The sequence below is a fragment of the Mycolicibacterium aromaticivorans JS19b1 = JCM 16368 genome, assembly GCF_000559085.1.
Lineage (GTDB): Bacteria > Actinomycetota > Actinomycetes > Mycobacteriales > Mycobacteriaceae > Mycobacterium > Mycobacterium aromaticivorans.
On the sequence record NZ_JALN02000001.1, the window covers coordinates 4,680,258 to 4,693,418 of the forward strand.

The 13,161-nt window shown below is 67.8% G+C and carries 13 protein-coding genes and 1 pseudogene; 8 read left to right on the top strand and 6 right to left on the bottom strand.

The window, feature by feature from the left end; all coding sequences use genetic code 11:
* The first annotated feature begins 32 nt into the window (after positions 1 to 32).
* From Y900_RS22330 to Y900_RS22350, 5 genes are all read left to right on the top strand, one after another.
* Positions 33 to 941, top strand: coding sequence for an SDR family oxidoreductase (locus tag Y900_RS22330; protein ID WP_036347520.1), 909 nt, complete (start codon positions 33 to 35; stop codon positions 939 to 941).
* Positions 942 to 969: 28 nt separating this feature from the next.
* Complete coding sequence (locus Y900_RS22335) at positions 970 to 2,418, top strand: aldehyde dehydrogenase family protein (RefSeq protein WP_051660452.1); 1,449 nt, start codon at positions 970 to 972, stop codon at positions 2,416 to 2,418.
* Between the two features lie 13 nt (positions 2,419 to 2,431).
* Positions 2,432 to 3,700, top strand: coding sequence for a cytochrome P450 (locus tag Y900_RS22340; protein WP_036344594.1), 1,269 nt, complete (start codon positions 2,432 to 2,434; stop codon positions 3,698 to 3,700).
* Positions 3,697 to 4,578, top strand: coding sequence for a mycofactocin-coupled SDR family oxidoreductase (locus Y900_RS22345; protein ID WP_036344595.1), 882 nt, complete (start codon positions 3,697 to 3,699; stop codon positions 4,576 to 4,578). The genes Y900_RS22340 and Y900_RS22345 overlap by 4 nt, the downstream gene beginning before the upstream one ends.
* 114 nt (positions 4,579 to 4,692) lie before the next feature.
* A complete protein-coding gene (locus Y900_RS22350; RefSeq protein ID WP_036347522.1) occupies positions 4,693 to 5,457 on the top strand; it encodes a spirocyclase AveC family protein in 765 nt (254 codons plus the stop codon).
* 46 nt (positions 5,458 to 5,503) lie between these two features.
* Here Y900_RS22350 and Y900_RS22355 read toward each other — a convergent pair.
* The 3 genes and pseudogenes from Y900_RS22355 to Y900_RS22365 form a co-directional block, all read right to left on the bottom strand.
* A pseudogene (locus Y900_RS22355) lies at positions 5,504 to 5,734 on the bottom strand (VOC family protein); the annotation flags it as partial.
* 25 nt (positions 5,735 to 5,759) lie between these two features.
* Entirely contained in the window at positions 5,760 to 7,469 is a 1,710-nt protein-coding gene (locus Y900_RS22360) for an amidohydrolase (protein ID WP_036344596.1), read from the bottom strand.
* Positions 7,470 to 7,486: 17 nt separating this feature from the next.
* Entirely contained in the window at positions 7,487 to 8,302 is an 816-nt protein-coding gene (locus Y900_RS22365) for an oxygenase MpaB family protein (protein ID WP_036347527.1), read from the bottom strand.
* 45 nt (positions 8,303 to 8,347) lie between these two features.
* Between Y900_RS22365 and Y900_RS22370 the strand changes: the two genes are divergently transcribed.
* Entirely contained in the window at positions 8,348 to 9,310 is a 963-nt protein-coding gene (locus Y900_RS22370) for a cobalamin biosynthesis protein (RefSeq protein ID WP_036344597.1), read from the top strand.
* On the opposite strand, the gene Y900_RS22375 is transcribed toward Y900_RS22370, so the two are convergent.
* From Y900_RS22375 to Y900_RS22385, 3 genes are read right to left on the bottom strand one after another with little or no spacing between them, the layout of a single operon-like run.
* Entirely contained in the window at positions 9,264 to 10,082 is an 819-nt protein-coding gene (locus Y900_RS22375) for an SURF1 family cytochrome oxidase biogenesis protein (protein WP_036344599.1), read from the bottom strand. The two genes, Y900_RS22370 and Y900_RS22375, sit on opposite strands and share 47 nt — an antisense overlap.
* Positions 10,082 to 10,576, bottom strand: a complete 495-nt coding sequence (locus tag Y900_RS22380) for a low molecular weight protein-tyrosine-phosphatase (RefSeq protein ID WP_036344600.1) — start codon at positions 10,574 to 10,576, stop codon at positions 10,082 to 10,084. The genes Y900_RS22375 and Y900_RS22380 overlap by 1 nt, the downstream gene beginning before the upstream one ends.
* Positions 10,569 to 11,240, bottom strand: a complete 672-nt coding sequence (locus Y900_RS22385) for an HAD-IA family hydrolase (RefSeq protein WP_036344601.1) — start codon at positions 11,238 to 11,240, stop codon at positions 10,569 to 10,571. The genes Y900_RS22380 and Y900_RS22385 overlap by 8 nt, the downstream gene beginning before the upstream one ends.
* A 44-nt stretch (positions 11,241 to 11,284) precedes the next feature.
* Here Y900_RS22385 and Y900_RS22390 point away from each other — a divergent pair, with 44 nt between their 5' ends.
* Together Y900_RS22390 and Y900_RS22395 are read left to right on the top strand one after the other, a co-directional pair.
* Positions 11,285 to 12,433, top strand: coding sequence for a Nif3-like dinuclear metal center hexameric protein (locus tag Y900_RS22390; RefSeq protein ID WP_036347529.1), 1,149 nt, complete (start codon positions 11,285 to 11,287; stop codon positions 12,431 to 12,433).
* On the top strand, positions 12,430 to 13,161 hold the full coding sequence (locus Y900_RS22395; RefSeq protein ID WP_036344603.1) for a zinc ribbon domain-containing protein: 732 nt from the start codon (positions 12,430 to 12,432) through the stop codon (positions 13,159 to 13,161). Before Y900_RS22390 ends, Y900_RS22395 begins: the two co-directional genes overlap by 4 nt.

Below are 13,161 nucleotides of genomic sequence, written 5' to 3' on the forward strand. Positions count from 1 at the left end.
TAGGTTTCACGCTACATGTCCGAGTGGGGTCCATGTCGAGCACGTCGATGTCGGGTGAACGCCGCAGTGTCGTCATCACCGGCGCTTCCCGCGGGCTCGGTCTGGCGTCGGCGGCGAATCTCTACCGGCGGGGTTGGCGTGTGGTCGCGGCGATGCGCTCGGTGGACACCGGTATGAAGGTGTTGCGAAAGGCCACCGGGGCCGGCGACGACGATCCGAGACTCGTCGGCGTCAGCCTCGACCTGACCGATCCGGGTTCGGTGACCGCCGCGGCGCGGACCATCGAGAATGCGGTGGGCGCACCGTACGGGCTGGTGCACAACGCCGGCATCTCCGCGGCGGGCATGGTCGAGGAGACGCCGACCGAACTCTGGGAGCGAATGTTCGCGACAACGATCTTCGGCCCGGTGCTGCTGACCAAGGAGCTGCTGCCGTCGATGCGCCGAGCCGGCGCCGGCCGCATCGTCCTGGTGTCCAGCCAGGGCGGAGTTCGTGGAATGCCGGCTACCGCAGCGTATTCCGCGGTCAAAGGTGCCCTGGAGAGGTGGGGGGAGTCGATGGCCGGCGAGATCGCACCGTTCGGCATCGGTGTGACGGTCGTCGTCACCGGCACCTACGACACCGAGATCATCACCGATGCGGGCACCACCGATTGCCGTGACCTGCAGGGCGTGTACGCCCGCCACCACCAGACCATGGACAAACGAGGCCGCGCCGCGATGAAGATGGCGGCGCGTTCCCCGGACAAGTTCGCCACGGGCCTGGCCAAGGCGCTCGACAGCAGGAAGCCCTTCGTCAAAACGGCGATCGGTCCGGACGCGCGAATGTTGGTGATCGTCAACCGGATATTGCCGTCGGCCGGACTGCACCAGATGACCCGGTTGATGATGGGTATTCCGCGGTTCGGCGCCATGAGATCAGGAGATACCCAGAGTGGCTGACAGCGCAGGCGTCCGCTTCGAAACCAAGATGATGATCGACGGCGCCCTGGTCGACGGTCAGGCGGGGACCTTCACCAACATCGACCCGGCCACCGAAGAGATACTCGGCGAGGTCGCCGACGCGTCGAAAGCCGACATGCGCCGGGCCATCGACGCCGCGCGGCGCGCGTTCGACCAGACGGACTGGTCGACCGATCATGCTTTCCGGCAACGGTGCCTGCTGCAATTGCAGGAGGCGCTGGAATCCGAACGGGAGGAGCTGCGCGAGGAACTGATCCTCGAGGTGGGCTGTCCGCGCGCCATCACCCACGGTCCCCAGCTCGACGCCCCGCTGGCCGACGGGCTGCGCTACCCGGCCAAGCTGATCGACGAATATCCCTGGGAGACATCCCTGGGCGACACGGTGGTGTCGGTCACGGGGGTGAACACCACCCGCAAGGTCTGGCGCGAGCCGGTTGGCGTGGTCGGTGCGATCGTCCCGTGGAACTTCCCGTTCGAGGTCGCCATCCACAAGATCGGCCAGGCACTGGCGACGGGAAACACCGTCGTCCTCAAGCCCGCGCCCGATACGCCGTACAACGCGACCCGGCTGGGCCGGCTGATCGCCGAGAACACCGACATCCCGGCGGGTGTGGTGAACGTCGTCACCGCGTCGGACCACCTCGTCGGTGAAGAGCTCACGCTGTCGCCGAAGGTCGACCTGATCTCGTTCACCGGTTCGACGGTCGTCGGGCAGCGGATCATGGAGAAGGGCGCCGCCACCATGAAGCGGCTGTTCCTCGAGCTCGGTGGAAAATCGGCGACCATCGTCCTCGAGGACGCGGACTTCGCGCTCGGGTGCATGATGGGCATCGCTCCGTGCATGCACGCCGGCCAGGGCTGCGCCAACCCCACCCGATTGCTGCTGCCGCGCTCCCGCTACGACGAGGGCGTGGAAATCCTGCGCGGCATCTATGAGGGTGTCTCCGCGGGCGACCCGCAGGACCCAGGCACGCTGTGCGGCCCGGTCATCTCCGACCGCCAGCGCAGCCGCATCCGCGGCTACATCGAGAAGGGTGTCGAGGAGGGCGCCACGCTTGTGGTCGGGGGCGCCGAGGCGCCGGCCGGGATGGACAAGGGATTCTTCGTCATGCCAACGCTATTCGTCGATGTCGACAACTCGATGACGATCGCGCAGGAGGAGATCTTCGGCCCGGTGTTGTCGGTGATCCCCTTTGACGACGCAGACGACGCGGTGCGCATCGCCAACGACAGCCCCTACGGTCTGGCCGGCAATGTGATGGCGGGCTCGCTGGATCGGGCTCTGTCGGTGGCCAGGCGGCTGCGGGCGGGCTTCATCGGTCTGAACGGCACCGCGGGCTACGGCGCCGACACCCCGTTCGGCGGCTACAAGGCCAGTGGCGTCGGCCGACAAAACGGCATCGCCGGATTCGACCAGTACACCGAGATCAAATCGGTTGCCTACCCTGCGAATTGAGGAGTCTTTTGCTGTGACCGATTTCGACGTGGTGGACTTCTTCACCGATCAGTCTCTGGTGCCCGACCCGTACCCCTACTTCGACCATCTGCGAGCGAAATGCCCGGTGACCCCGGCCACGGGCTTCAACGTGCTGGCCGTCACCGGATACGACGCCGCGCTGAGTGTGTACCGGAACCCGGCGTTCTCGTCGTGCGTTTCGGTGTCGGGACCGTTCTCCGGCATGCCCATCACCCCGGGCGAGAGCGACGACGTATCGGAGTTGATCGAAAAACACGGCCCCAGTGCGCCGATGTCCGAACACATCGCGGTGCAAGATCCACCGCGGCACACCCGGACACGCAGCCTGATGAACACACTTCTCACACCCAAGCGCCTCAAAGAGAACGAAGACTTCATGTGGCGGCTGGCCGATCAGCAGCTGGACACCTTCCTGGCCAAGGGTGAGTGCGAATTCCTGACCGACTACGCAAAACCGTTCTCGCTGTTGGTCATCGCCGATCTGCTGGGTGTACCGGCCGAAGACCACGAGGAGTTCAAGCTCGTTTTCGCCGATCAGATCGTCGGCGAGGTGGGCAAGGACGCGCCGACATCCCATAATCCGCTGGAGTGGCTGAACGAGAGGTTCTACCGCTACCTCGACGAACGCCGGCGCGCCCCGCGCGAGGACGTTCTCACCGGTCTGGCGCTGGCCACATACGAGGACGGGTCGACACCCGAGCTCGACGACGTGGTGAACCTTTCGACATTCCTGTTCGCCGCCGGTAGCGAGACCACGACGAAGCTGGTCAGCTCCGCGGTCCGGTTCATCGGCGACACTCCGGGTTGCGAAGAGGCGTTGCGCCACGACCGCAGCAAGATCCCGGCCTTCCTCGAAGAGACGCTGCGAATGGAAAGTCCCGTCAAAGCGCACTTCCGAATGGCCCGCACCACTACCACGATCAGCGATGTGACGGTCCCGGCCGGAACGGTCGTGATGATGCTGCCGGGTGCGAGCAATCGCGATGCGAACAAGTTCGAGAACCCGCACGAGTTCCGCGCCGACCGGCCGAACGTCCGCGAACACATCGCGTTCATCCGCGGGGTGCACTCGTGTCCCGGCGCGCCACTGGCCCGCGCGGAAGGCCGGATCTCACTGAACCGGATCCTCGATCGCATGACCGGCATCACGATCTCGGAAGCCGACCACGGCCCCGCCGAGAACCGGCACTACAGCTACGAGCCGACGTTCATCATGCGCGGGCTCAGCGAATTGCACATCACCTTCGAGGAGAACCGATGACCGGAAAGCTGGACGGCAAGGTCGCTTTCATCACCGGGGCGGCGCGGGGCCAGGGCCGTGCCCACGCGATCGCGATGGCACGAGAGGGTGCCGACATCATCGCGGTCGACATCTGCCGGGACATTCCCTCGAACCCCTATCCGTTGGCCACCCCGGACGACCTGTCGGAGACCGAACGGTCCATCAAGGAGACCGGTCGCCGGGTGCTGGCTAGGGTGGCCGACGTCCGCGAGCGCCACGAGTTGCGCGACGCTGTCGAGGCGGGCGTGGCCGACTTCGGCAGGATCGACATCGTCGTGGCCAACGCGGGCATCCTGCCGATGGCGATGGGACGGCCGCACGATGCGATGTCGTTCGTCGACGCCAGCGATGTAGATCTGCTCGGCGTGATGAACACCGTCGCGGTAACCGTGCCGCACCTGCCCAACGGGGCGTCGGTCATCATCACCGGGTCGACGGCGGGCATGATCCGCGGCACCACCGACAACCCGAACATGGGACCCGGCGGGCGTGGCTACGGGTGGAGCAAGCGGGTCATCATCGAGTACGTCGAAGAGATGGCGATCGCACTGGCGGACAGGATGATTCGGGTCAACGCCATACACCCGACGAACTGCAACACCCATCTGCTGCAGAACGACGGGATGTACAGCATGTTCCGGCCAGACCTGACACAGGCGGGCCAGCAGGCGACCCGTGAGGACGCCGAACCGTTGTTCACGATCTTCCAGGCGATGCCGATCCCATACATCGAGCCGGAGGACATGGCCAACCTCGGGGTGTTCCTGGCCAGCGACGACAGTCGCTACATCACCGGACAACAGATCCGGGTGGACGCCGGCTCGCTGCTCAAGTGGCCCAACGGCCCCGGGGGATAGGAACACAGCGATGGGTGCGGTAATCATGCTCGGCGCGCTGTTCGGCCTCATTGTGCTGATCTTCGGACTGGTCATCTATCTCGATCCGGAAGCGCGCGACCGGTGACGCCGGTGATGATCGCCGGCCAGACCTTCGCCTACGTCGGCGGATTCGTCCTGCTGGCCGTCGGTGTCTTCCTGAGCGTGCGGCGCGGGCGAATTCACCCCCTGCTGCTGGTGTCGATCTCGGCGATCTCGTTCTCATGGATCGAGGCGCCCTACGACTGGGCGATGTACGCCCAGTTCCCGCCCGCCCTGCCTCGCATGCCGTCGTGGTGGCCGATGAACATGACCTGGGGTGGCGGGCTGCCGTCCGCGGTGCCGATCGGGTACATCTCGTACTTCGTGTTTCCCGCGCTGATCGGCGCCGCCATCGGCCGGCGGCTGGTCGAGCGGTTCGGCTGGCGCAGGCCGCAGACGCTTCTGATCTCCGGCTTCGGCGTCGGCTTCTGCTGGGCGCTGTTCTTCAACGCGGTGATCGGCGCCCAACTGGGGGTGTTCTATTACGGCTACGTGATTCCGGGGCTGGCGATCTTCGAGGGCACCAAGCATCAGTATCCGATCTACGACTCGGTCGCGATGGGTGTGCAGATGATGGTGTTCGCCTACCTGCTGGGCCGCACTGATGACCAGGGGCGCAACGTGATCGAGGCGTGGGCCGACAAGCGGTCGCCGAGCAGGGTCGGTGCCGGTGTCCTGTCGGTGGTGGCGGTGATCGTCGTGGGTCATCTCCTGTACGGGGCGGTGTTCGCTCCGCACCTCGTCACGAAGCTCGCCGGCTACGTCACCGTCGGTCCGACCGAGCAACTGTTCCCCGGCGTGCCGAATCAGCCGCGGTAGATCACCACGTGCTGCTGATGAAGACGACGCTGGGCGGCGCCGCGGTTCAGCCCTGAGCCGCCGGCGCGAAGAACTCCAGCGTGATGCCGTCCGGATCGCGGAAGCTCAGCCCGGAGCCGTAGTCTGCGTCCACGATTCCGCCGTGGCCGATGCCCAGCTCGTCGAGGCGGGCTTGCCAGCGCTCGAGGTCGGCGCGCTCCGCGCAGCCGAAGCCGACGTGATCCAGGCCGACGTTGTGCTCGCTGAACGGGCGATCCGACGGGGCAGTGGTGTGTTGCAGGCACACCCTTCTCATGGTGGGTCTAACAACACGTATGACGGGGATGGTCCGCCAAGTGTTCATGCGGACCGGGATCGGTGCCCGTGACCGCGGCGACGAACGTAGCCAGATCGATACGCTCGCCGCTCAGCCATGTGCCGCTCACAGTGGCCTTGTCCGCCAGTTCGGCGGGGTCCACCGCGTAGGGGTCGGCGGCCAGTTCGACGAAATCGGCGAGCTTGCCCACCTCGAGGGAGCCGATCAGATTGTCGCGGTGCAGCGTCCGGGCGGCGTTGATGGTGTGTGCCCGCAGGGCGTGGTCGAGGCTGATGCATTGCTCGGCACCGTGAACGCTCCCGGCCCGGGTGCGCCGGGTCACCGCGGTCTGGATGTTGAGCACCGGGGTCGGCGGCGACACCGACCCGTCGTTGTGCAGCGAGACCACCGCGCCCGAGGCCACCGCATCGGCGAAGGCCCCCCATGTGCTGCCATGCTCGTGATCGAAGATCTGCCCGTCCAGCAGATCGCCCCAGTAGTAGTACTGGAACGGCGCCATCGAGACATGGACGCCGAGGCGTGCTGCCCGGTCGAACTGTTTGCGGGTGCCCGCCCCGAGATGCTCCAGACGCCAACGATGGTCGCTGCCGACCAGATTGTGGCGATGCAGTGCGCCCTCATAGGCGTCAAGCGCCAAGTCGATGGCGAGATCGCCGTTGGCGTGGAAGGCCATCTGCCAGCCGGTGGGAGCAGCGACGTCCAGGACGGTGTCGAGCTGCTCGAGGGTGTAGTTCATCGACTGCGGGCCGCCTGCCACCGCCGGGTCGATGCCGGCGGTTCTGGTTGCCTCGGTGCTCAGATAGGGAAAGGAGATCGCGATGTTGCCGATCCACGGGGAGCCGTCGGTCCACAGTTTGACGCCTTGCTTGACCAGGAGTTGCTCAGCGACGCTGAAGCTTTCGACGTTGTTGTAGGTGTCGGTGGTCGACATCTCCCACATGCTCACCCGAAGCGGGCAGGACGGACTTGCGGCCAGCGCTTCGTAGGCGCCCTTGAATTTCGGGTCGTAGGTCATGTCGGAGGTTGAGGTGTACCCGCCGCGCGACATCCAGGCGTAGTACTCGGCCGCGCTGACCAGCGGGTTGCCCAGCTGGGCCAGGACCGGCCCGGCGACGGCGAGCAGCGCCGCGGTTTCGAATCCCTGACCGTTGAGGCTGCCGTCTGGATTTCGGCCGAAGTGAGCGCCGACCGGATCGGCAGGCGGATTGACATTCCAGCCATGCTGTTTCATCACGGCGGTGTTGAAATACGCGCCATGGCCGGAATTGTCGGTGACAACGGCGATTCGGTCGCCGAAGATCCGGTCGAGTTCGGGGGCCTTCGGGGAGGGACGCTGGTGCAGCAGTGCGTCGAAGCCGGCGAACAACAGCGGGGTGGCCGGGTCGGTGGTGGCGATCGCATCGGCGAAGATCTTCTCGATGTCCTGCCAAGTCGGTGCATCCCACGGTGCGATCGACCGGGCCGGCGGCTGGGTGGCGACCCCACTCATTACCGGATGGCTATGCGGTTCAACGAATCCCGGCAACAGAGCACCCGCACCGGTGTCGACCACCTCGGCGTCCGGGCACCGCGCCTGGCATTGCGCCAATGACCCGACCTCAGCGATCACCCCGTCGGCGACGGCGACGGCCTCCGCGCGCGGCTGATCGGGATCCATCGTGATCACCGTTGCGGCGGTGAGAATTCTGCTGGACATGTGGCCCCTCATTGGTTTCAGACGATGCACTGTCCGCGGCGCGCCCTGGCTCGCATGTCCCAGAGGTAGAGCTGGTACCCGAGAATCCAGGTCTGGTGCGGGATCAGGCGGTCGGCGAGCCGCAACGCGGCGAGCAGCCACTCGAAGCGGCGCTGCTGTCCGGCGCTCCACGGCAGCCGCATCATTGCCCGGAATTCGGACGGCAAGAAGCCGACGGTGGCGAACAGGTTGAACCGGCCGAGGGTCTCTCGGATCGGGAACGGCATGAATGCCATTCCCGCAACGCCTTTCAGATGCTCACGGACCAGCGGATCGATCGACAAATCGTCCAGTGACCGCTTCCAGTACTCGTCGAAGGCGGCGCGGTCGGCCGGCCACATCCCCTCGCGTACCTGCAGCGTGGTGCCGAGCCGGCTGGCGTCGGCGTACACCGCGTCGGCGGCGGCGGCGTCGAGCGGGCCGTAGAGGAACTCGTGCTGGTCAACGTAGTAGCGGTACAGGCAGGCCGCCACCCACAGCTGGAGTTTCGGGTCGAAGGCACGGTAGGACACCGGGCTCGACGCGGTGGAGCGAACCTTGGCGTGCGCGGTGTCCACCGCCGAGCGGATCAGGGCTCGGTCGGCGTCGGTGCCGATGGTGGCCGCCGCGAGATAGGTGCCCGTGGTGCGGGCCCGCTTGATCGGATGCTTGTACACGTTGCCGCTGTCCACCGGGCTCTCGAGAACGCCGTAGCCGACGCCGGGGTGGGCCAGCTGCATGATGACGTTGGCGGCGGGCGCCAGCACCGCGGCCGGGTTGAGCAAGTCCGAGACCCGCGTCGGGGGTCGCGTCATCGCGGCCTCATCAGGGCAGTACATCACGTGTGAGAGAGTGCCGGGGTGTTTGCGCGCAGACGGTACCGCGGTGTCGGCATCCTGACGGCCCAGCTGGCGGATCTGGCTTTCGGCGATCCCGTGCACGGCCATCCGGTGGCGGGGTTCGGTTGGTGTGCAGCCGCACTCGAAAAGTTGACGTACCGGGACAGCCGGGGGGCCGGCGCGGTGCACACCGGTGTGCTGCTGGGCGGGCTGGTCGTGGCCGGCACGCTGCTACAGCGCGCAACCCGCGGCCCTGCGCTGGCGGCCGTGACCGCCGCCGCCACCTGGGCCTCCCTCGGCGGGACGACGCTGGGGCGCACGGGCGAGAAACTGGCCGACCTGCTGGCCGCGGGCGACATCGACGGTGCTCGGGCGCTGCTGCCGTCGCTCTGCGGACGCGACCCGTCGGCACTGGACACCGACGGACTGGCCAGGGCGGCTCTGGAGTCGGTGGCCGAGAACACCTCCGACGCGCACGTCGCGCCGCTGCTCTGGGCGGCGGCCGGGGGAGTACCGGGTGTGCTCGTCTACCGCGGAGTCAACACGCTGGATGCGATGATCGGGCACCGCTCGCCGCGCTATAGCCGATTCGGTTGGGCGGCAGCACGTCTGGACGACATCGCGAACTTCGGGGCGGCGCGGGTGGCCGGCGTGCTGGTGGTGTTGTGCGCTCCGCTGGTCGGCGGTTCACCGGCCGGGGCGCTGCGGGCGTGGCGCCGTGACGCCGCCAGGCACCCCAGTCCGAACGCCGGCGTGGTGGAGGCGACATTCGCCGGCGCGCTGGGTGTGCGCCTCGGCGGCCCCACCCAATATCACCACCAACTGGAGATCCGGCCGACACTCGGTGAGGGTCCCGTCCCGGGCATCGAAGACCTTCGTCGTTCGGTGCGCTTGTCCCGGCTCGTTCAGCTCGCCGCCGCGGTCGTTGCGGTCGGGCTCACTGCCGGCGGCCGTAACGGTCGGCGAGCTTGTCCTCGACGGTGACCGGTGCCGCCGGATTATGCTTGGCTGCGGAGTTCTCGCGTCGGCGCGCCTTGATCTCCGAATACACGAAGTAGCCCAGCCCGATCGGGGCCACGATGCCGAAGGCGATCCACTGGATGCCGTACGACAGGAACGGTCCGGCATCCAGGTGCGGTAATTCGGCGATGCCGAGGCCGCCCGGCTGATTCTCCACCAACTGCAGATACGAGCCGGCCACCGGCACCCCGGTGGTCGCGCCGGCCAGCTTGGTGTCGATCGCGTAGAGCTGGGTGAAGCCGCCTTCTTTGAACGGCGGTTTGTCGGGCGGCGCGGTCTCCGAATCACGCAGCCGCGCAGTGATACTCACCGTGCCGGTCGGCAGCGGCGCGATGTCGGGCACCTTCGAGCCCTGGACGGCGAGCACGTAGCCCCGGTCCACCAGAACCGTCGGACCGCCGTCGACAGCGAACGGCACCAGCACCTCGAACGCCGGCGCGCCACCGACCACCCGCAGCCGGGCCAGCACCTCGGCGGACGGGACGTAGCGCCCGGTTGCGGTCACGCGCCGCCACTGATCCTCAGGAGCCGACGAATCCTGGTGCGGCAGAAATGTTGTCACCGGAACCGGCTCAGCGTTGAGCGAGGAGGCGATCTGATTGTTCTCGCGCGATGTCTTGGTGTTCTTGCCCAGCTGCCACGGCGCCAACACGGTGAAGCAGAGGTAGGCGAACGCGACGACCACCAGCGCCAGGGCAATCCAGCCCGGGCGCAGCAGGAACGTCCAGCGCTTCATCAGCCGGTCAGACCCTCGCCGGCCAGCTGTTGGTCGACCCAGGCGTGCAGACCCGGCAGAGCCGCGTCGATGACGGTGAACGTCTCCTCGAAGTCCGTCGGGCCGCCGTAGTACGGGTCGTCGACGTCGTCGGCATGCGCACTTGAGCGGGGGTCGAACGAGCGCAACAGCCGAACCCGCTCGGGTTCGACCCCGAGGTGCGTCAGCATCCGCAGATGATTGCGTCCAAGCGCGACGACGAGATCGGCGGCCAGGTGGTCGTCGCTCACCTGCGCCGCGCTGTGCTCGGTCGGATAGCCGTGCTCACGCAGGACGGCGTTGGCGCGTTCGTCGGCCGGATCACCGGCATGCCAGTCGCCGGTGCCGCCACTGGTCACCCGGACAAGGTGGCCCAGGCCGCGCTGCTCGATCTGGTGGGCGAACATCTTCTCGGCCATCGGCGAGCGGCAGATGTTGCCCGAGCAGACGAATGTGACATGCAAGAGCTCAGACACCGAGCACCTCGCGTAGCGCCGTGACGGTCGGAACATGAGCGGCAGCGGCCTCGGCCAGCTGCGGTTCGCGGAAGTCGTCGGCGCCATAGCCCCAGCCCACCACGACCGTGTCGATGCCGTGCTCGGCGGCACCCTCCACGTCGTGGGCGCGGTCGCCGACCATGATCACCCGCTCGGGCAGCGGCTGGAGTTGACCCAGCGCGTGGGCGAGCACGTCGGCCTTGCTGGAGCGGACACCGTCGATACTGGCGCCGGCGATCACATCGAAGTAGTCGGCCAGTTCGAAATGCTCCAGGATCCGTTGCGCCGTTGGCTCGGCCTTCGAGGTCGCCACCGCCAGGCGCACGCCGGCCGCCCGCAGGTCGGCCAGCAGCTGCGGAATGCCGTCGAACAGGCTGTTCATCGCCCAGCCCCGGCTGGTGTAGTCGGCCCGGTAGGCCGCGATCGCTTCGTCGGCACGATCGCCGAGGCCGAGTCCGCCCAGCGTCTGATGCATCGGGGGCCCGACGATCCGGCCGGTCAGATCGCCGCCGGGCGCCTCGGCCCCGACCGCGGCCAGCGCATGCCGGAAGCTGGCCACGATGCCCTCTGCCGAGTCGGTGAGGGTGCCGTCGAGATCGAAGATCACCAACTGCGGGCGGGTGTCGGAAGCCGTGCTCGTCACCGGTCCATTGTGGCCGATCGCTGCGCACTACTGTTCTTGGCGTGGTGGAGCACACGGCGACGGGCGTCAAACTGGCGGAGATCATCGCCGTGCTCGACGACGCCTACCCGCCTGGTCTCGCACAGAGCTGGGACTCCGTCGGCCTGGTGTGCGGCGATCCCGACGACGTCGTCGACTCGGTGACGGTGGCCGTGGACGCCACCGCCGAGGTCGCCACGACGGTCGGCCCGCGCGGTTTGTTGCTGGCGCACCATCCGTTGCTCCTGCGCGGAGTGGACACCGTGGCGGCCAGCACCCCCAAGGGCGCGCTGATCCACCAGCTCATCCGGGCCGGTGCCGCGCTGTTCACCGCCCACACCAACGCCGACTCGGCCAATCCGGGAGTGTCCGACGCGCTGGCCGAGGTCCTCGGGCTGACGGTCGACAGCGTGCTCGACCCGATCAGCGCGCGCTCCGACATCGACAAATGGGTGATCTTCGTCCCGACCGCCGACGCGAGCGCCGTCCGCGACGCCGTGTTCGCCGCCGGCGCGGGCCACATCGGCGACTATTCGCACTGCAGCTGGAGCGTGGCGGGCGCCGGGCAGTTCCTGCCGCTCGACGGCGCCGCGCCTGCCATCGGAACGATCGGGTCCCTCGAGCGGGTGGACGAGGACCGCGTCGAGATGGTGGCGCCGGCCCGGCTGCGATCCCAGGTGCTTGCCGCTGTTCGGGCGTCCCACCCCTACGAGGAACCGGCGTTCGACGTGCTACCGCTGGCCGCCCTGCCCACCGGGGTGGGTATCGGCCGGATCGGGACCCTGGCCGAACCGCTGCGGTTCGCCGATTTCGTCGCCCGCGTCGGCGCTGTACTGCCGCAGACGACGTGGGGGGTTCGGGCAGCGGGGGATCCCGACGCCCCGGTCACCCGGGTGGCGGTGTGCGGGGGAGCCGGCGACTCACTGCTGAGCGCCGCCGCCGCCACGGGAGTGGACGCCTACGTCACCGCCGACCTGCGCCACCATCCCGCCGACGAGCACCGCCGCGGCAGTGATGTCGCGCTGGTCGATGTCGCGCATTGGGCCAGCGAGTATCCGTGGTGTGCGCAGGCCGCCGCGGTGCTGCGCGACCATTTCGGGGCGGCGCTCCCGGTCCGCGTCTGCGACCTGCGCACCGATCCGTGGAACATCGAATCACCGAAAGGCACTTCGTGAAAGCTGAACTGGCACAGCAACGGTCGCTACTGGAGCTGGCCGAGCTGGATGCCGAGTTGGGGCGGCTGGCCCATCGGGCGGCCAACCTGCCCGAGCAACAGGAGTACGACACTGCCCTGGGTGACCAGCAGGCATCCGCCGACCGGATGGCGGCCCTGGCGATTGCGATCGAGGACATCGACGGCCAGGTGGCCCGATTCGAGTCCGAGATCGACGGCGTGCGCCAGCGTGAGGACCGCGACCGCAAACTCCTCGACTCCGGCACCGTCAACCCCAAGCAGCTCGAGGAATTGCAGCACGAGCTCGACACGCTGGAGCGCAGGCAGGCCAGCCTGGAGGATTCGCTGCTCGAGGTGATGGAACGACGCGAGCAGCTGGCCGGTGAGCAATCCGAGGAGCAGGCGAAAGCCGGTGCGCTGCAAGCCAATCTGACCACTGCCGGACACAACCGCGACGAAGCGCTGTCCGACGTCGAACGGGTGCGCGGTGAGCGCGGGGCCCGGCGCGACGCGATCGTGGCCGGACTCGACCCGGACCTGGTTGCGCTCTACGAGCGGCAGCGGACCACATCGGGTGTGGGCGCCGCACGGCTGCTGGGGCGCCGGTGCGGAGCGTGCCGCATCGAGCTGGATCGCGGTGAGCTGGCCAGGATCTCCGCGGCGCCGGAGGACGAGGTGATCCGCTGCCCCGAGTGCCAGGCGATCCTGCTGCGCATCGGTGGGGCATAG

Bases quoted from the DNA above. Each gene is read 5' to 3' on its own strand.
- Y900_RS22330 (WP_036347520.1), top strand. From the start codon at position 33: ATGTCGAGCACGTCGATGTCGGGTGAACGCCGCAGTGTCGTCATCACC.
- Y900_RS22335 (WP_051660452.1), top strand. From the start codon at position 970: ATGATGATCGACGGCGCCCTGGTCGACGGTCAGGCGGGGACCTTCACC.
- Y900_RS22365 (WP_036347527.1), bottom strand. From the start codon at position 8,302: ATGACGCGACCCCCGACGCGGGTCTCGGACTTGCTCAACCCGGCCGCG.
- Y900_RS22375 (WP_036344599.1), bottom strand. From the start codon at position 10,082: ATGAAGCGCTGGACGTTCCTGCTGCGCCCGGGCTGGATTGCCCTGGCG.
- Y900_RS22350 (WP_036347522.1), top strand. From the start codon at position 4,693: ATGATCGCCGGCCAGACCTTCGCCTACGTCGGCGGATTCGTCCTGCTG.
- Y900_RS22360 (WP_036344596.1), bottom strand. From the start codon at position 7,469: ATGTCCAGCAGAATTCTCACCGCCGCAACGGTGATCACGATGGATCCC.
- Y900_RS22345 (WP_036344595.1), top strand. From the start codon at position 3,697: ATGACCGGAAAGCTGGACGGCAAGGTCGCTTTCATCACCGGGGCGGCG.